General features: G+C 38.5%; 17 protein-coding genes and 1 tRNA gene. 9 read left to right on the top strand and 9 right to left on the bottom strand.

All coding sequences use genetic code 11. The features are described from left to right. Nucleotides 1–206: hypothetical protein (locus tag HT678_RS11315; RefSeq protein ID WP_205380604.1), on the top strand; the 206-nt coding region annotated here is incomplete at its 5' end. Here HT678_RS11315 and HT678_RS03820 read toward each other — a convergent pair. From HT678_RS03820 to HT678_RS03790, 7 genes are all read right to left on the bottom strand, one after another. Continuing rightward, complete coding sequence (locus HT678_RS03820) at nucleotides 203–715, bottom strand: adenine phosphoribosyltransferase (protein WP_001049320.1); 513 nt, start codon at nucleotides 713–715, stop codon at nucleotides 203–205. The genes HT678_RS11315 and HT678_RS03820 overlap by 4 nt on opposite strands. Before the next feature lie 271 nt (nucleotides 716–986). Continuing rightward, the gene (gene ugpC / locus HT678_RS03815) at nucleotides 987–2117 is read right to left on the bottom strand and encodes a sn-glycerol-3-phosphate ABC transporter ATP-binding protein UgpC (RefSeq protein WP_000229957.1); all 1131 of its coding nucleotides are present in this window, start codon (nucleotides 2115–2117) and stop codon (nucleotides 987–989) included. A gap of 280 nt (nucleotides 2118–2397) precedes the next feature. Continuing rightward, a tRNA-Leu gene (locus tag HT678_RS03810) sits at nucleotides 2398–2483 on the bottom strand. Nucleotides 2484–2563: 80 nt separating this feature from the next. After that, complete coding sequence (locus tag HT678_RS03805) at nucleotides 2564–3139, bottom strand: isochorismatase family cysteine hydrolase (RefSeq protein WP_000158719.1); 576 nt, start codon at nucleotides 3137–3139, stop codon at nucleotides 2564–2566. Continuing rightward, nucleotides 3139–3927, bottom strand: a complete 789-nt coding sequence (gene codY / locus HT678_RS03800) for a GTP-sensing pleiotropic transcriptional regulator CodY (RefSeq protein WP_000940723.1) — start codon at nucleotides 3925–3927, stop codon at nucleotides 3139–3141. The genes HT678_RS03805 and codY overlap by 1 nt, the downstream gene beginning before the upstream one ends. A 277-nt stretch (nucleotides 3928–4204) precedes the next feature. Then, a complete protein-coding gene (locus HT678_RS03795; RefSeq protein ID WP_000671122.1) occupies nucleotides 4205–5785 on the bottom strand; it encodes a DEAD/DEAH box helicase in 1581 nt (526 codons plus the stop codon). A 197-nt stretch (nucleotides 5786–5982) separates the two neighbouring features. After that, on the bottom strand, nucleotides 5983–7209 hold the full coding sequence (locus tag HT678_RS03790; RefSeq protein WP_000841590.1) for an OFA family MFS transporter: 1227 nt from the start codon (nucleotides 7207–7209) through the stop codon (nucleotides 5983–5985). Nucleotides 7210–7402: 193 nt separating this feature from the next. Here HT678_RS03790 and HT678_RS03785 point away from each other — a divergent pair, with 193 nt between their 5' ends. The 4 genes from HT678_RS03785 (at nucleotide 7403) to HT678_RS03770 (ending at nucleotide 12258) form a co-directional block, all read left to right on the top strand. Next, a complete protein-coding gene (locus tag HT678_RS03785) occupies nucleotides 7403–8719 on the top strand; it encodes an FAD-containing oxidoreductase (RefSeq protein WP_050222886.1) in 1317 nt (438 codons plus the stop codon). Nucleotides 8720–8923: 204 nt separating this feature from the next. Then, a complete protein-coding gene (gene murT / locus HT678_RS03780; RefSeq protein WP_050261756.1) occupies nucleotides 8924–10267 on the top strand; it encodes a lipid II isoglutaminyl synthase subunit MurT in 1344 nt (447 codons plus the stop codon). Next, nucleotides 10267–11049, top strand: coding sequence for a lipid II isoglutaminyl synthase subunit GatD (gene gatD, locus HT678_RS03775; RefSeq protein ID WP_000263200.1), 783 nt, complete (start codon nucleotides 10267–10269; stop codon nucleotides 11047–11049). Before murT ends, gatD begins: the two co-directional genes overlap by 1 nt. A 126-nt stretch (nucleotides 11050–11175) precedes the next feature. After that, nucleotides 11176–12258: a Xaa-Pro peptidase family protein gene (locus tag HT678_RS03770; protein WP_050201379.1), complete on the top strand. Its 1083-nt coding sequence runs from the start codon at nucleotides 11176–11178 to the stop codon at nucleotides 12256–12258. An 18-nt stretch (nucleotides 12259–12276) separates the two neighbouring features. Here the strand turns inward: HT678_RS03770 and HT678_RS03765 are convergent, their stop codons facing one another. Together HT678_RS03765 and HT678_RS03760 are read right to left on the bottom strand one after the other, a co-directional pair. After that, nucleotides 12277–13545, bottom strand: a complete 1269-nt coding sequence (locus HT678_RS03765) for a GHKL domain-containing protein (protein WP_000961370.1) — start codon at nucleotides 13543–13545, stop codon at nucleotides 12277–12279. Then, nucleotides 13545–14252: a LytTR family DNA-binding domain-containing protein gene (locus HT678_RS03760; RefSeq protein ID WP_050242000.1), complete on the bottom strand. Its 708-nt coding sequence runs from the start codon at nucleotides 14250–14252 to the stop codon at nucleotides 13545–13547. Before HT678_RS03760 ends, HT678_RS03765 begins: the two co-directional genes overlap by 1 nt. A 440-nt stretch (nucleotides 14253–14692) precedes the next feature. Between HT678_RS03760 and HT678_RS03755 the strand changes: the two genes are divergently transcribed. The 4 genes from HT678_RS03755 to HT678_RS03740 are packed head-to-tail and all read left to right on the top strand — an operon-like array spanning nucleotide 14693 to nucleotide 18025. After that, entirely contained in the window at nucleotides 14693–15826 is a 1134-nt protein-coding gene (locus tag HT678_RS03755; RefSeq protein WP_000675233.1) for a ThiF family adenylyltransferase, read from the top strand. Further along, nucleotides 15823–16734: an ABC transporter ATP-binding protein gene (locus HT678_RS03750; protein WP_000205301.1), complete on the top strand. Its 912-nt coding sequence runs from the start codon at nucleotides 15823–15825 to the stop codon at nucleotides 16732–16734. The genes HT678_RS03755 and HT678_RS03750 overlap by 4 nt, the downstream gene beginning before the upstream one ends. 1 nt (nucleotide 16735) lies before the next feature. Further along, the gene (locus HT678_RS03745; protein WP_172924603.1) at nucleotides 16736–17458 is read left to right on the top strand and encodes an ABC transporter permease; all 723 of its coding nucleotides are present in this window, start codon (nucleotides 16736–16738) and stop codon (nucleotides 17456–17458) included. Between the two features lie 48 nt (nucleotides 17459–17506). Further along, complete coding sequence (locus HT678_RS03740) at nucleotides 17507–18025, top strand: GNAT family N-acetyltransferase (protein WP_000155489.1); 519 nt, start codon at nucleotides 17507–17509, stop codon at nucleotides 18023–18025. The last annotated feature ends 87 nt before the right edge of the window (nucleotides 18026–18112 follow it).

Genomic DNA, 18112 nt, shown 5'->3' with positions numbered 1-18112 from the left:
TGCAACCTCAAAGCTGTACTTTGAGCAGCTTACGGCTAGTTTACTCTTTGATTTTCATTGAGTATGAAACTAAATTTCAAACACATAGTCCTTTTATTATACTGCAAGAAGATATAGTTTTCAATTATAGTTTTTCTCTAACTAGCTATAGTCTATTTTTATATCCTAATGTAGAGAAAACAGCCCTAGGGACTGTTTTTCATTAATAATGCATCAAAACTTTGTAATCGTAGTCACCGATTTTTTCACGGCCGTTCAATTCATCCAATTCAACAAGAAAGGCACAACCTGCTACAACACCACCAAGTTTTTCAATCATTTCGATAGTTGCCTTAACAGTTCCACCTGTTGCCAAGAGATCATCTACGATAAGAACGCGTTGACCTGGTTTGATTGCATCCGCATGCATAGTCAAGGTATCAACACCGTACTCTTTTTCATAGTCAGCAGAAATGACTTCACGTGGCAATTTACCTGGTTTACGAACAGGTGCAAAACCAATTCCCAACTCAAAGGCAACTGGACAGCCCACAATAAATCCACGAGCCTCAGGCCCTACAACCATGTCAATTTTCTTGTCAGTAGCATACTGAACAATTTCACGAACAGCGTAGCTATAAGCATTTCCATCAGCCATCAAAGGACTAATATCACGGAAGGTGATACCTTCTTTTGGATAATTTTCAATTGTTGCAATGTAATCTTTTAAATTCATCTTTTTCTTTCTTTCAAAGTTTTTACTCTCTATTATAGCATATTTTCCAGTAAAGAAGAAAGGGAAAACAATATTTCATTTGCTAGTCACCCTATAAGTCAAATAAGACGACCATTTTTATTCAAGGCACGTCACAAGATAGATACATAATATGACTTCCCTAGCAAAAAGGAGAGAAGCATTTTGTTTCTCTCCCTAGATTAACTGATATCTCTCCACTACAATCGATAAAGAGATATCTTTTCTTGTAGTGCTTTGAATTTTATTTATTTTAATAGACTGTTTTTTCAGTTTCTACATCGAAGAAGTGTGCTTTGTTCAAGTCAAATCCAAGTTCAACTGTTGCACCTGTTTGCAAGTAATCACGAGCATCAACTTTAGCAACAAATTCGTCTTTACCAACTTGGCAGTATAGGTGAGATTCTGAACCAAGCAGTTCTGATACAGAGATAGTCGCTTTTACAACACAGTCTGGGAATGTTTCAAGGAAAGCAGGTTCTGCATTCACATCTTCTGGACGGATACCGAAAATCAACTCTTTACCTTCGTAGCCTTTTTCGCGAAGAACTTTCAATGCTCCTTCTGGAACTTTCAAACGGAAACCATCAGAAATAATTTCGCTACCAACTAATTTCACATTGATGAAGTTCATTGCTGGGCTTCCGATGAATCCTGCAACGAATTTGTTAACTGGGTTTTTGTAAACTTCTTGAGGAGTACCGATTTGCTCAACACGTCCGATAGTACCTGTACCAGCAGGGTTCTTAGTTGCTGACATGATAACGATACGGTCTGCAAGTGTCATCGCTTCTGTTTGGTCGTGAGTTACGTAGATAGTTGTAGCTCCGATACGACGGTGGATTTTCGCAATTTCAGCACGCATTGATACACGAAGTTTAGCATCCAAGTTTGACAAAGGTTCGTCCATCAAGAATACTTTTGCATCACGGACGATGGCACGACCCATGGCAACACGTTGACGTTGACCACCTGAAAGGTCAGCTGGTTTACGTTCCAAAAATTCTTTCAATCCAAGAATTTCAGCTGCTTCTTGCACACGTTTGTCGATGTCTTCTTTGCTGTATTTACGCAATTTCAAACCGAAAGCCATGTTGTCATAAACAGTCATGTGTGGGTAAAGAGCGTAGTTTTGGAATACCATGGCGATGTCGCGGTCTTTTGGAGCTACATCGTTGACAACCACGCCATCGATAGATGCAGTACCTTCTGTGATGTCTTCAAGACCAGCAATCATACGGAGTGTAGTTGATTTACCACATCCTGAAGGACCTACAAAAACGATAAATTCTTTATCTTTGATGTTCAAGTTGAAATCTTCAACTGAATAGTGTTCGCTGTTTGGATATTTTTTGTAAATATTTTTAAGATTCAATTCTACCATGAGGTGAACTCCTTTTGTTTTTGATAATTATATTATAGATGAAAACGTTTTACATTTCTATGGCAAGGTGACCAAAAAAACAAAAAAATTCTGTGCAACTTGCACAAAACTTTAGAGAATATCGGAGAATTTGAAGAAGATAATCTTTATTATTCTTCTATACAAAAGCAGAAACAAGGATCAGCTTTCCCATATTTTCGCTGATTCTCCACTACATTTGACTGGATTCTAATTTTTTAGAGAAATACAAAAGAGCTAGCCTAAGCTAACTCTTATCCTATGCGGAGAGAGGGACTTGAACCCTCACGACCTAAAGCGGTCACAGGATCCTTAGTCCTGCGCGTCTGCCAATTCCGCCATCCCCGCGTCGATTACTTTACTAGTATATCAACTTTTGGGATGCTTGTCAACACTTTTTTTCAATTTTTTTCATTTCATCAACCAAATTACTCTAAAATTTCATTTAGATTTTCATCTACTAACTTAGCTCCAAGTGTATTTTTGAAATGACCTAGGGCAAATTGATGATTTTCAGGCCAGATGGAAGCAACAGCTGGTTGAACAATCTCGATGTCATAACCTAGATTATAGGCATCAATAGCTGTATGCAGGACACAGATATCCGTCAAGACACCTGTTAAGATAACTGTAGAAATGCGACGCTCTCTCAAACGAATATCTAGGTCAGTCCCTGAAAAAGCTGAGTAATGGCGTTTATCCATCCAAAAGACACGACTGTCTGAACCATGCTCTTGATAAAAGATCCCCAAGTCTCCGTATAAATTGCGTCCACTAGTCCCAATCAGATTATGAGGAGGAAATAGTTTACTTTCTGGATGAAAACAATCGTTTTCTTCATGAGCATCAATAGTAAAGAAGATATAATCTCCCCGTTCAAAAGCTAATCGAGTCACCTTGCTAATGGCATCCGAAATAGCCTGAGCTGGAGCCCCTGCTGTCAATTTACCACTATCAGCAACAAAATCTTCTGTATAATCAATCGAAATTAAAGCTTTAGTCATTAGTAATCTCTTTTCTTCACTTCTTCAAAAATATCTGAAATCAAGACCTTAAGGTAGGTTCCCTTCATTCCAAGTGAGCGACTTTCAATAATTCCCGCAGATTCAAGTTTACGAAGGGCATTGACAATCACAGAGCGGGTAATTCCGATACGGTCTGCAATCACTGATGCAGTCAACTGCCCTTCATTTCCATTTAATTCCCCTAAAATTGCTGAAACAGCACGGAGTTCGGAGTAAGAAAGGGTATTAACCGCCATGGTGACAGCAGTACGGCGACGGATATTTTTCTCATCTTCTTCACGCTGGAAGTTAAGAAGCTGAATCCCAACAACGGTACTGGCAATCTCAACAAGAATCAAGTCCTCATCTTCGAATTTTTTATCATTGCGCCAAATAATCAAAGAACCAAGGCGAATCCCCGATACATGAATCGGTGCAATAGTCGTCAAGCCATCTGGAAAATCTTCTCTACTCTCAACAGGGAAAATACTCATATCATGCTCAACAGGCAAATTTGCTTCTGTTTCGTAAATCATATTAGCCCCTTGAACGTAGTCATCTGGGAAAATCTTAGTTTGGAAGAATTGCTCTACGCGATCTGTATTTGTTTTATAACGCATAAAATAGCCAAGCAGACGTCCCTTACTATTGATAATGCAGGCATTGCAATGAATAATATCCGCTAACTGACGCGTAATAGCGTTGTAAGGAAGCTCATCCTGAAACTGCTCCTCTGAGCGCTTCAAAATTGATGTAATCTTTCTTGTTTTTTCTAATAAATGTGCCATTTTTCACCTCGAATTTAATCGCTATCATTATAACATAAACAGATTGAATTTTCAATTATTATCTGAAAATTGCTTATTTAATTGCAATTTAGACTAGCTGAAATATTTTAGAAAATTATGTTTTCTTATTGACAACCTAATTTATATTTGATATTATATCATTATAAGAAGGTGGGTTGATAATACCTTTCCATTTCACCTATCCTTTGCTATCACCATCTTCTTTCACCCTTGGTCTCCTTATATAAAAAAGCGATTCATTTTGAACCGCTTTTTCTTATTTATCTCCCTTGTTACGAATAACAAAGCCTGTTTGCTTTTCACTTGAAGTATTGCGTGGTTTTTTATTATCCTTACGGTAACGTCTGTCTTTATCAAAACGATCATTGCCACGACTTCCTTTTTTGAAATCATCCCGACGACCATTACCACGGCGATCACGGTCTCGACGATCACGGTCTCGACGGTCATCTCCACGACGACCTCCCTTAGCTTTACCACCGAAGCCATTACCTGATGGTTTAAATGGCAGTGGTTTTTCACGCGCAATCTCCACTTCTGGAAGGCTATCCGGATCTTGAACAGTCAGACTCAAGATATACATTGCCAATTCTTCTGGAGTAAATTCGGCAGCTAGCTTACGAGCATCCTTACCAAATTTCTCAAAGTTAGCACGGATAGTCTCATCTGCAAAATCACGTTCGATTTTCTTGAGAGCTACCTGTTTTTTAGCTTGGAAGGCTTCTTCTGCACTTGCAGGTTTGAGACCTTTCATGCGTTTCTTGGTCAAGTTTTCAATGATTTGGAGGTAGCCCATTTCATTTGGTGATACGAAAGTAATAGACTGACCTGACTTACCGGCACGACCTGTACGACCGATACGGTGAACATAACTTTCAGGATCTTGTGGAATATCGTAGTTATAGACATGGGTCACACCTGAAATATCCAAACCACGCGCTGCAACGTCCGTCGCAACTAGAACATCCAGATTTCCATTTTTAAAGTCACGAAGGACACGAAGACGTTTGTTTTGGTCTAGGTCTCCATGAATTCCTTCTGCACGGAAGCCACGGATTTTCAAACCACGAGTCAATTCATCCACACGACGTTTGGTACGACCAAATACGATAGCAAGCTCAGGTTGCTCCACATCCATGAGACGTGTCATAGTATCAAATTTTTCTTGTTCCTTAACTCGGATATAGTATTGATCAACCAATTCTGTTGTCAATTCCTTAGCAGCAATCTTCACATGCTCAGGTTCTTTCATAAACTGAACACCGATACGTTTGATGGCATCTGGCATAGTTGCTGAGAAAAGAAGAGTTTGTCGATTTTCAGGGACACGGGAGATGATAGCTTCAATGTCTTCAAGGAAGCCCATGTTGAGCATTTCATCCGCTTCGTCAAGGATAAGCGTTTCAATATCTTGTAATTTCAAGGCCTTGCGTTTGATCAAGTCTAAGAGGCGACCAGGTGTTCCCACCACGATATGGGCACCAGATTTAAGAGCCTTAATTTGTTTTTCAATGCTTGATCCGCCGTATACTGAGCGGACTTTGACTCCCTTGCTACGACCAAAACGGAACAATTCCTCTTGACTTTGGACAGCGAGTTCACGAGTTGGAGCGATCACCAAGGCTTGGATAGTCGCTTCTTCTGTACGGATTTTTTCAAGGGTAGGCAAGCCAAAGGCTGCAGTTTTTCCTGTACCAGTCTGAGCTTGACCGATAACGTCCTTGCCTTCAAGGGCCAAGGGAATGGTTTGTTCTTGGATCGGACTGGCTTCTACAAAACCAGCTTTTTCAATCTCTGCTAGCAAATCAGCAGACAAGTTTAATTCATTAAATTTCACGTTGTTCTTCTTTCTAAAGGTGGTGCGAAGCCACCCCATAGGGCTTAGTGTATACTTTTCTTTTTATGACGTATTTTCATATACTGGATATAAAATCGTGTTGCTTCTTTTCCACAAAAGAAAAGTACTGTTTTCTTTGCAACCTATCTAGTATAACACAAGACCAGAGCAAAAGATAGCCCAATTTCTCTAGAAAATTATGTAAGCGGTTTTTGGCTTTCCTTTTTGATTGAACGACCTAGATAATAAGACAAAGCCAAGGCGATACTATATAAAATGATAAAAACGAACAAGGTTTGTGTGTAAGAATGAGCCATTTTATAAGTCTCTGCTAATAAAATAGGTCCCGCTAAACCAGCCATTGCCCAAGCCGTTAAAATATAACCATGCAGAGCGGCCAATTCCTTGGTTCCAAAAATATCACTGAGATAAGCTGGAATCAAAGAAAAACCAGCTCCATAGCAAGTCATCAAAATAGACATAGCGACTACAAATAAAACGGAATCTGTAAAGAGCCAAAGTGAGAGAGAAAAGAAAAGATTGACAAGCAGTAATATACTAAAGGTTAGAGGGCGACCGATATAGTCAGACAAACTCGCCCAAAGCAAGCGACCAAATCCATTGAAAATCCCCAAAACGCCCACCATTACTGCTGCATGACTTGTAGACAAGCCAGCCATCTCCTGTGCCATTGGCGATGCCGCTGAAATTAAGCCTAAACCACAAGCTATGTTGATAAAGAAAATAATCCAAAGTATATAAAACCGATTGCTTTTTAGAGCCTGATTTGCAGTCATCCCTTGCGTCAAAGAGGCTGTTTTTTCTTTCCCTGAAACAGATAAAATTGCAAGCTCTTGCTCATTTGGACGCTTAATGAATTGTGAAGCTAGGAGCATGATAATAAAGTAACTTGCACCTAAAATATAAAAAGTTTCTACAAGCCCTACCCCTGCGATGAGATGTTGCGCTATGGGACTAGTCAATAAAGAAGCAAAACCAAACCCCATAATCGCTAAACCTGTTGCGAGACCACGTTTATCAGGAAACCATTTTATAATCGTTGACACAGGGGTAATGTAGCCTGCTCCCAAACCAAGCCCACCTAAAATTCCATAAGCGAGATACAACAACCACAGCTCCTGACGGTCTATTGCAAATCCTGTTAAGATATTTCCACCTGCGTATAGAAAAGCAGATAGACTCCCCATGACTCTCGGACCAAATTTTTCTACCAAACGCCCCATAAATGCAGCCGATAAGCCTAAACAAAAGATTGCTAGACTAAAGGCAAAGGCAACAGAAGCCTGATCCCATCCCGTTTTTTCAATAATAGGGTTACGATAAACACTCCAAGCATAAGTCGAACCCAGCATTAAGTGTAAAATGACCCCAGCAAAGGCAATAATATAGCGATTCGATTTCATAAAACCTCCTATTTTCGAACATTTATTCTATCTTATATAAAAATAGATAGGATTTTAGTTTATCAAGCTTGTCAAAAAATTACTAGTTTTTTGTCTAGAAAGCGTTTTTATATTTTTCTGTCTTTTTCGTAGCAGAATTGTGCAAAAGTTTTTTTCTTGTGCTAGAATGAAATTCGAATAGGAGGAACTCTAAATGTTAACTTATGATTTAATCGTTATTGGATTTGGTAAGGCTGGTAAAACACTAGCTGGTAAATTGGCTTCAGCTGGCAAAAAAGTTGCCCTCGTTGAACGTAGCAAAGCTATGTATGGTGGAACTTGTATCAACATTGGTTGTATCCCAACTAAAACCTTGCTAGTTGCTGCTGAGAAGGGCTTGTCTTTTGAAGAAGTCATTGCTACCAAAAATACTATCACTGGTCGCCTCAACGGTAAAAACTATGCGACTGTTGCTGGTACAGGCGTGGATATCTTTGATGCGGAAGCTCACTTCCTTTCAAATAAAGTCATCGAAATCCAAGCTGGTGATGAAAAGAAAGAACTGACTGCTGAAACAATCGTCATCAACACTGGTGCTGTTTCAAACGTCTTGCCTATCCCTGGACTTGCTACAAGCAAGAACGTCTTTGACTCAACAGGTATCCAAAATTTGGACAAATTGCCTGAAAAACTTGGAGTCCTTGGTGGTGGAAATATCGGTCTTGAATTTGCTGGCCTTTACAACAAACTTGGAAGCAAGGTTACAGTCCTAGATGCCTTGGATACATTCCTACCTCGTGCAGAACCTTCCATCGCAGCTCTTGCTAAACAATACCTGGAAGAAGACGGTATTGAATTGCTTCAAAATATCCATACTACTGAAATTAAAAACGACGGTGACCAAGTGCTTATCGTAACTGAAGACGAAACTTACCGTTTCGATGCCCTTCTCTACGCAACTGGACGTAAACCAAATGTAGAACCACTTCAACTTGAAAATACAGATATTGAACTTACTGAACGTGGTGCTATTAAAGTAGACAAACATTGTCAAACAAACGTTCCTGGTGTATTTGCAGTTGGGGATGTCAACGGTGGCCTTCAATTTACTTACATTTCACTTGATGACTTCCGTGTTGTCTACAGCTACCTTGCTGGAGATGGCAGCTACACACTTGAAGACCGTCTCAATGTACCAAACACCATGTTTATCACACCTGCACTTTCACAAGTTGGTTTGACTGAAAGCCAAGCAGCAGATTTGAAACTTCCATACGCTGTTAAGGAAATTCCTGTTGCAGCCATGCCTCGTGGTCACGTAAATGGAAACCTTCGCGGAGCTTTCAAAGCTGTTGTTAATACTGAAACCAAAGAAATTCTTGGAGCAAGCATCTTCTCAGAAGGTTCTCAAGAAATCATCAACATCATCACTGTTGCTATGGACAACAAGATTCCTTACACTTACTTCACAAAACAAATCTTCACTCACCCAACCTTGGCTGAGAACTTGAATGACTTGTTTGCGATTTAAGTTGAGATCACATCTTAACTGACAGCCCTCTGAGGGCTGTTTTCATTTCTGCGAAATCTCATACTCTTCGAAAATCAAATTCAAACCACGTCAGCTTCACCTTGCCGTACTCAAGTACAGCCTGCGGCTAGCTTCCTAGTTTGCTCTTTGATTTTCATTGAGTATCAAATCTGTCTTTTCCCTCTTTTGTGATATAATAGAAACATGAACTTAAAAACTACTTTGGGCCTTCTTGCTGGGTGTTCTTCCCACTTCGTTTTAAGCCGTCTTGGACGTGGAAGTACGCTCCCAGGGAAAGTCGCCCTTCAATTTGATAAAGATATTTTACAAAACCTAGCTAAGAACTACGAGATTGTCGTGGTCACTGGAACAAATGGAAAAACCCTGACAACTGCCCTCACTGTCGGCATTTTAAAAGAGGTTTATGGTCAAGTTCTAACCAACCCAAGCGGTGCCAACATGATTACAGGAATTGCAACAACCTTCCTAACAGCCAAATCTTCAAAAACTGGGAAAAATATTGCCGTCCTCGAAATTGACGAAGCCAGTCTATCTCGTATCTGTGACTATATCCAGCCTAGTCTTTTTGTCATTACTAATATCTTCCGTGATCAGATGGACCGTTTCGGTGAAATCTATACTACCTATAACATGATATTGGATGCCATTCGGAAAGTTCCAACTGCTACTGTTCTCCTTAACGGAGACAGCCCACTTTTCTACAAACCATCTTTCCCAAATCCTATACAGTATTTTGGTTTTGACTTGGAAAAAGGACCAGCCCAACTGGCTCACTACAATACCGAAGGGATTCTCTGTCCTGACTGCCAAAGCATCCTCAAATATGAACATAATATCTATGCAAACTTGGGTGCCTATATCTGTGAAGGTTGTGGATGTAAACGTCCTGATCTCGACTATCGTTTGACAAAACTGGTTGAGTTGACCAACAATCGCTCTCGCTTTGTCATAGATGGCCAAGAATACGGTATCCAAATCGGCGGGCTCTATAATATCTATAACGCCCTAGCTGCTGTGGCCATCGCCCGTTTCCTCGGCGCAGATTCCCAACTCATCAAACAGGGATTTGACAAGAGCCGTGCTGTCTTTGGACGCCAAGAAACCTTTCATATCGGTGACAAGGAATGTACCCTTGTCTTGATTAAAAATCCAGTCGGTGCAACCCAAGCTATCGAAATGATCAAACTAGCACCTTATCCATTTAGCCTATCTGTCCTCCTTAATGCCAACTATGCAGATGGAATTGACACTAGCTGGATCTGGGATGCAGACTTTGAGCAAATCACTGACATGGACATTCCTGAAATCAACGCTGGCGGTGTTCGTCATTCTGAAATCGCTCGTCGCCTCCGAGTGACTGGCTATCCAGCTGAGAAAATCACTGAAACGAGTAATCTGGAGCAAGTTCTCAAGACCATTGAGAATCAAGACTGCAAGCATGCCTATATTCTGGCAACTTATACTGCCATGCTGGAATTTCGTGAACTGCTGGCTAGTCGTCAGATTGTTAGAAAGGAGATGAACTAATGGTTTATACTTCACTTTCCTCAAAAGATGGCAATTACCCCTATCAGCTCAACATTGCCCACCTCTACGGAAATCTCATGAATACCTACGGGGACAATGGAAACATCCTCATGCTCAAGTATGTTGCTGAAAAACTGGGAGCCCATGTGACCGTTGACATCGTTTCTCTCCATGATGATTTTGATGAAAATCACTACAACATCGCCTTTTTCGGAGGCGGTCAAGACTTTGAACAAAGTATCATTGCAGACGACCTACCTGCTAAAAAAGAGAGCATTGACAACTACATCAAAAACGACGGTGTGGTTCTCGCTATCTGCGGTGGTTTTCAACTATTGGGTCAATATTATGTTGAAGCTTCAGGCAAACGCATCGAAGGACTAGGGGTCATGGGCCACTACACTCTCAACCAGACCAATAACCGTTTTATCGGGGACATCAAGATTCACAATGAAGATTTCAATGAAACCTACTATGGATTTGAAAATCACCAGGGACGTACCTTCCTCTCTGATGACCAAAAACCACTGGGACAGGTTGTCTATGGAAATGGAAACAACGAAGAAAAGGTCGGCGAAGGGGTTCATTATAAGAATGTCTTTGGTTCCTACTTCCACGGGCCTATCCTCTCTCGTAATGCCAATCTGGCTTATCGCCTAGTCACTACAGCCCTCAAGAAGAAATATGGTCAGGACATCCAACTCCCTGCCTATGAAGATATTCTCAGCCAAGAAATCGCTGAAGAATACAGTGATGTCAAAAGCAAGGCTGACTTTTCTTAAACAAAGTGAAACTATATCAAAGAACTCCGTTATCTTGTCGGAGTTTTTTTGTCTTTTCTTTTACCCTTCTCCCTTGCATTTTCTCTCTTTTTTTGCCAAAATAGAGGGGTAGAAAGAAGGTAGCATATGTCTAAATTACAACAAATCGTAACATATCTTGAATCAGAAAAACTAGACGTCGCTGTCGTATCTGACCCCGTCACAATCAATTACCTCACTGGTTTTTACAGTGATCCCCATGAACGCCAAATGTTCCTCTTTGTCCTAGCGGATCAGGAACCTCTCCTCTTTGTCCCAGCTCTTGAAGTAGAACGTGCAAGTAGCACCGTTTCCTTCCCAGTAGTGGGCTATGTCGATTCTGAAAATCCATGGCAAAAAATCAAACATGCTCTTCCACAACTTGACTTCAAACGTGTCGCTGTTGAGTTTGACAATCTCATCTTGACCAAATACCATGGTTTGAAAACAGTTTTTGAAACTGCTGAGTTTGAAAACCTCACTCCTCGTATCCAACGCATGCGCCTCATCAAATCAGCTGATGAAGTACAAAAAATGATGGTTGCAGGTCTTTATGCGGACAAGGCTGTTCATGTTGGTTTTGACAATATTTCTCTTGATAAGACTGAGACAGATATCATCGCACAAATTGACTTTGCCATGAAACGTGAAGGTTACGAAATGAGCTTTGATACCATGGTCTTGACTGGTGATAATGCTGCGAATCCACACGGCATTCCAGCAGCTAATAAGGTTGAAAATGATGCTCTTCTCCTCTTTGACCTGGGTGTTCTGGTCAATGGCTATGCGTCAGATATGACTCGTACAGTCGCTGTCGGCAAACCAGACCAATTCAAGAAAGATATTTACAACTTGACTCTTGAAGCCCAACAAGCTGCTCTTGACTTTATCAAGCCAGGTGTGACTGCTCATGAAGTGGACCGCGCTGCCCGTGAGGTCATCGAAAAAGCTGGTTATGGTGAGTACTTCAACCACCGTCTCGGGCATGGTATCGGTATGGATGTCCATGAATTCCCATCTATCATGGAAGGAAACGACATGGTCATCGAAGAAGGCATGTGCTTCTCTGTTGAACCAGGTATCTATATCCCTGGTAAAGTCGGTGTTCGTATTGAAGACTGCGGTGTTGTTACCAAGGATGGCTTTGACCTCTTTACAAGTACCAGCAAAGACTTGCTTTATTTTGATTAAGATAGCAACAAACCCTAGTTAGACAAGAAGAATCACTTCTGTTTTATGACGTCCATTCTGAATAAAATTCTTCATTGTTCCCCTATGATTGGTTACAAGTCTCTCAATATTTTTAAGCCCCCATCCCTCTGTCTGACGTTCCTTTCGTATTACCAATTCATTCTCATCAAATGAATTCTCGATAGCAATAAAGAGTTTCTTCTGAAAATATCGTATTCCTAAGATTAAGACCCTATCTTCTTTATTACTCAAGCGCATACAGGCTTCAAGACTATTGTCCAACAAATTACCAAGTAAAACCGCTAAAATATCTGGATTGATTTCTAATCGTTGAGGTACAAAACAATCAATTTCCAATTGTATGTCCTCTACCTTATCCTGTAATTTTTGATTGAGTAAAAAGTTAATTGTTGTATTCTTGGAGTAACAGACAGTTTGGTTCTCTATACTATTTGTCATGCTTTGGAGATAAGACTTCGCTTGTTCAGGATCTTCTTTTAAAAGTGCAAGGAGGATTAAATGTTGATTTTTCAAATCGTGTTGAATCCTTTGAATCCTCCTATAATCTTTTTTAGATTGTTTCATTTCTCTCAGTTGAAAGGTCATCTGTTCCGTCTCTAGTATGCTTTGATAATACCTCTGTTGTTGCTGAGAAAGATATAGGGTGAAATAGAGAGAAGAGAACGTTAACACAATGAGGGCTAATACAGAAACAAAAGAAAGATAATCCTTCTCAAACACTTGCCCTTGAATCGCTGATACTGTAAAAGCAAAACAAATGGACAAAAATGGTACAATAAACTGGTATAACCAAGTCCCTTTAGAAACAGTATAAACTAACTTTTGATGTGCACGAAAAAGTTGTCGAAGAACCAGGGTCACTAGCAATGATAAAAGAAAAGCTACAGCGAGATAAAAAAGCATGGCTATTAGATTTTCTGAAATGACTGATAAAGGGGAAAATAGTTGCACTGCTTGATTGAGTATAGTACCAGCTAGTAAAGTTAGACTCATCTGACAAAAAATCCAAAACGAAGATTCTTGAACAGCATATCCAAAATAAAGACCTAAAAAATAATACTCTGCGATACTGAGAATAAGATTCCCTACTAAGAAAAGATTAGCTCCTGAAAATAATATCGTCAACAAGGCATGGAAAAATAAAAGGAGAGAAGTAAAGATACAAATTCTCCTAGACTTTTCTTTTTGGGACAGAGGTCTATAAAAGAAAATAATTCCCAAAAATAAATCAAACAGAATACTCACAATCCGCAAACTGACTAACATTAAAAATTCCTCTCACTCAGATAATAATAATACTTTTCTCTAAAAGACGTTTGAAATTTTCGGCTAATTGGAAGGTGATTTTCATCCATTCCATTTAAAATTGTGACTATTTGCGAATCAAACTCTGTCACATATCTAGGATTGATAATATAGGAAGAATGAATTTGAATAAAGTAATCAGGTAATTTCTCTAAAATATCTTTCGTTTTAAGCAAAGCTTTGTAAGTCTGATCTTTAGTGTAAATAAAGACAGCACGCTTATCCTTTTCAAAAAATACAATGTCATCTAAAGGCAGTGAATAATGCTGCTTTCCAAAAGTAAACGTAAATACAGCTTGCCCTAAATTCAAAAAACGTACCACTCTATCCAGAGTTTTATATAATTTTTTAGAAGTCACTGGTTTAAGTAAATAATCAAAAGTCTGCACTTCAAAAACCTGCTCCATATAATCTCGATAACTGGTAACAAAGATAATCGGGATAAAAGGGTTTACCTTACGGATTTTTTGTGCCATATCAATTCCTGTTATCTGTGGCATCTCGATATCCAAAAAAACACAACTGTACTTCTCTGTCAATTGTTCTAATAGTTTTTGGGGATTCGTATAAACACTCGTTTCTATTTTGATATCCTTATAAGATAAGAGTAAGTTTTCTAGCTGACTACCATCCCTATTAGAATCATCACAAATCGCAATTTTTAACATCAAATTCCTCACTACAAGCATGATTTTGCCAATTATAACGTCAAATACGTCAATTATGACATGCTGATAAAAAAATCGTTAATTTATTATACAATATTCTTATCAAATATGAAAGGAGTTACAAAAATGAAAAATATTCAAGTGCGTAAAGTTATTGCTAAAACTGATATTAGCTGGGGTGTTTTCTAAATTTTGGGCACCTCTAAAAACTACCGGTTTTCTATGTTTAGTAACCAGAAAAGGTTGAAAAATTAGCATTTTAAAATTGAGTTTTTAGAGGAGTTCTTTTCTATTTATTCCTACTGTTGGAATTGAGTAGATAGGTTCACCATTTTCTTTCTACTTATTTCCATTTGTAATAGGAACTGGGAGTTGCAAGACGAGGATATATGATTTATAATCACCTCGTCTTCCTTTTTTAATAAAATAGTGAGGTTAAAATGAAATTCTATCATCCAAGAATAAAAGAAATATATCCTGTTTATAAACTTCATAAAAATTTATTTAGGATTGGGCTACAAATTGGTATAACCACAGAAATTAAGGATGATAATAATAAAATGTGGAATTTAGTCAATATTTTGGACGGACGTCCTTTTCAAGATATTCTCAATATCATACTAACAAAATATGATGATTTAACTGAAGAAGACATCACAGGCGCTCTTGAACTCTTAGATAATGAGGGGGTTCTCGAAGAAGCGGGCGAAATTCAGGATATTAAAGAACGTTATCATTCAAATATATATTATTTCAGTCGCTATTTAAATAGCTTCCAAGATAGTATTGCAACACAGAAAAAAATTCATCAGTCTACTATCCTTTTACTAGGTCTTGGTGGTGGGGGTTCTAACATACTGACATTACTAGCAGGCTTGGGACCTAAAAAGATAAAAATAGTGGATTTTGACATTGTTGAGCAAAGTAATCTAGGAAGACAATTTCTATACAAGGAAGATGATATTGGCTTATCTAAAGTTCAAATTGCCCATAGAGAAGTTACAAAAATGAATTCCGATATTGAAGTAGAAACCCATAATATACGTATCACCTCTGTAAGTGACTTGATTCCTTTACTTGATGATGTTGATATTACGATATGTGTGATTGATGAACCTCAATATGATATTCAACGTATCGTAAATAAAGCAATCGTTACAAAAAATATTCCCTGTATATTTGGCGCCAGTCAAGTTAGTCGTGGTCGTGTCTATTCAGTTATCCCTTACCAAACAGGCTGTTTTGATTGTTTAAATATTTATTATACAAAAATTGACACTCTATTCCTTGAACAATTCCACGGTGTTCGTACGATTACAAAAACAATCCCTACAATAGCCTATGGTCCAGCAATATTTCAACTGACTTCTGCCATTGTTGATGAAACTATCCGATTATTAACTCAATATACGGAACCAATTAGCCTTAACCATCAATACGAAATCAATTATGAAAACGGAGCCTCATTCACACACGATTCTTGGGGACGCTATCTTGATGAATGTCCAACATGCGGCACAGGTAAAGAAGACGATTGGGAAATTTTTTCTAAGTACGGAGAATTAAAGTTATGACAACTGCAAAACTCGTAATTGATAATTTGACTAAATCTTTTGATGGTCAGCACTTAGCCAATAATCATATTTCCTTAGAAATATCACCAGCAAAAATCACGGCTTTTTTGGGACACAATGGAGCTGGAAAATCTACTCTATTGAATCAAATGATTGGTTTTACTAAACCTGACCAAGGAGATATTTTGTATGGTGATATTTCTTTTATATACAATCGTAAACAAGCACGCACCTTAATTAGTTATATGTCTCAACAATATGCCCCACTCGACAAATTAACCGTAGAACAAAATTTAGAAATACTTGGAAAAATGCGAGGATTGAGTTCCCAAGAACTAGAAAAAACAATCAGCCAGCTTCTCACTGATTTAGAAATTGAAGACTATCGTTACAAAAAAGGTAAGGATCTTTCGGGCGGTCTCAAAAGACTAACTTCCTTCGCTATGACACTAATCGGTAGCTCAGACATCATTCTTCTTGACGAACCAACAAATGATGTTGACCCCATTCGTCGTGAAAAGCAATGGCAATTATTGCAAAAGTTAGCTAGCAAGGGGCATACCATTATTATCGTTACTCATAATCTTCTGGAGGTTGAAAAATATGCAGATAATTACGCCCTCTTTAATAATGGTAGATTGCTCAAATCAGGAAAGGTTAAGCAAATCATCCATGACAAACTGTATCAGATAAGCTTTGATTTTAAGACTAAAAGTATATTAGACAAAATAGAAGATTATACAATTATCAATGGTGTTAGTTGTCAATTAGAGATTGAGGAAAGAAGTCTAGCTCCATTGATAGCACAACTGACAGAAGAACTTGGTCAAAAAACAATTTCCAATCTCTCTCTTCATCAAAAAACATTGACTATTTCTGACCTTTATAGAGAGGAGCTAACCAACTAATATGACTCAATTTTTTTACTTACTTCATTGGAACTACTTGCGCCAAAAAGAGCTTTTCATCCTTTTTACACTAGCACAGCTCCTCTTATCCATTTCTCTTCTTTTTGGCTACCCTCTAGTTATTGGCGATATCGATTCGACTACTGCCTACTATCTTTCGTCTGGTTCTGTTTTAATTGGAATTATCTCCATGGGTTGTACAATTTCCTCCCCTGTTATAGCAAATGATAAGTTGGAAGGGCATTTTGATTATATTCGTGCCTTACCCATCCCTAGGATATTCATTTCTCTCGCTGACTTGTGGATGTGGTTAATTGCCATTTTTCCGGGAGTTTTTATTTCTATTCTACTTGGGTATGTCCGTTTTTCTGTTCGTCTCCATCCATCTTTTCTTGGTGTTTTTATTGTGCTTCTGATTTGTCTTACTATGATTAGTCTGGGATTTGCTATAGCCTACACCTTTTCTCCAAATACAGTAACCCTTATGTCGCAGCTAATTCTTATGATTGGACTCATGTTCTCACCACTCATGTATCCTGCAGATCGACTACCTGAGTGGGTAAACCATCTTTACCGTGCCCTCCCTTTCGTCCCTTCCTCAAATCTTCTGCGAGCCAGCCTTTACGACTACGGAAATGTCTCTCTATTGGACATGAGTATTCTCATTCTTTGGATTATGTCAACACAGTTAATTATTTTAAGAACTCTTCATAAAGAAAAATGATTGCTCCTAAAGCTTTTCTTATAGACTAAGCCAATAAAAAGAACCTTCATGACTATTCGAAAAGCTAAACAAGAAGATATTCCTAAATTACTCGATTTATTACAACAAATCCTTACGCTTCACCACCAAGCTCGACCAGATATTTTTAAGCAAACTGGGACTAAATATAGTTCCTCTGAGTTGCAAAATATTCTCTCTCAAGAACATACCCCTATTTTTGTTTTTGAAGATGAGAAGGGACAAGTTCTCGGACACCTATTTTGTACCATAAAAGATAAAACAGATAATCCTGTTCTCCAAGAAATCAAAACCCTTTTTATCAAAGATTTATGTGTAGATCAAAATGCTCGTGGTCAAAAAATTGGTAATCAACTCTATCAATTCGCTCTCAATTATGCTAAAGAAATTGGCTGCCATAATCTAACCCTAAGTGTCTGGAATGATAACGAGGGTGCTCTCCGCTTTTATCAAAGACAAGGGATGAAACCCCAAGAAACAACAATGGAAATGATAATTGATCAAGAAGTAATCTATAAAAAGATGTTAGAAAAAGTTCAATTTCACTAAAAATGAGAAAAATCTTCCCACAATAAAACGCATAGTATCAAGGTTTTCAATACCTGATACTATGCGTTTTTTCTGATTTTTAGGACT

The organism is Streptococcus sp. 3167, assembly GCF_013277175.1.
In the GTDB taxonomy this organism is placed as follows: Bacteria; Bacillota; Bacilli; order Lactobacillales; family Streptococcaceae; genus Streptococcus; species Streptococcus pseudopneumoniae.
This window is presented reverse-complemented; position numbering and strand designations above follow the sequence as displayed.

Bases quoted from the DNA above. Each gene is read 5' to 3' on its own strand.
- HT678_RS03820 (WP_001049320.1), bottom strand. From the start codon at position 715: ATGAATTTAAAAGATTACATTGCAACAATTGAAAATTATCCAAAAGAA.
- ugpC (WP_000229957.1), bottom strand. From the start codon at position 2,117: ATGGTAGAATTGAATCTTAAAAATATTTACAAAAAATATCCAAACAGC.
- HT678_RS03805 (WP_000158719.1), bottom strand. From the start codon at position 3,139: ATGACTAAAGCTTTAATTTCGATTGATTATACAGAAGATTTTGTTGCT.
- codY (WP_000940723.1), bottom strand. From the start codon at position 3,927: ATGGCACATTTATTAGAAAAAACAAGAAAGATTACATCAATTTTGAAG.
- HT678_RS03790 (WP_000841590.1), bottom strand. From the start codon at position 7,209: ATGAAATCGAATCGCTATATTATTGCCTTTGCTGGGGTCATTTTACAC.
- HT678_RS03785 (WP_050222886.1), top strand. From the start codon at position 7,403: ATGTTAACTTATGATTTAATCGTTATTGGATTTGGTAAGGCTGGTAAA.
- murT (WP_050261756.1), top strand. From the start codon at position 8,924: ATGAACTTAAAAACTACTTTGGGCCTTCTTGCTGGGTGTTCTTCCCAC.
- gatD (WP_000263200.1), top strand. From the start codon at position 10,267: ATGGTTTATACTTCACTTTCCTCAAAAGATGGCAATTACCCCTATCAG.
- HT678_RS03770 (WP_050201379.1), top strand. From the start codon at position 11,176: ATGTCTAAATTACAACAAATCGTAACATATCTTGAATCAGAAAAACTA.
- HT678_RS03765 (WP_000961370.1), bottom strand. From the start codon at position 13,545: ATGTTAGTCAGTTTGCGGATTGTGAGTATTCTGTTTGATTTATTTTTG.
- HT678_RS03760 (WP_050242000.1), bottom strand. From the start codon at position 14,252: ATGTTAAAAATTGCGATTTGTGATGATTCTAATAGGGATGGTAGTCAG.
- HT678_RS03755 (WP_000675233.1), top strand. From the start codon at position 14,693: ATGAAATTCTATCATCCAAGAATAAAAGAAATATATCCTGTTTATAAA.
- HT678_RS03750 (WP_000205301.1), top strand. From the start codon at position 15,823: ATGACAACTGCAAAACTCGTAATTGATAATTTGACTAAATCTTTTGAT.
- HT678_RS03745 (WP_172924603.1), top strand. From the start codon at position 16,736: ATGACTCAATTTTTTTACTTACTTCATTGGAACTACTTGCGCCAAAAA.
- HT678_RS03740 (WP_000155489.1), top strand. From the start codon at position 17,507: ATGACTATTCGAAAAGCTAAACAAGAAGATATTCCTAAATTACTCGAT.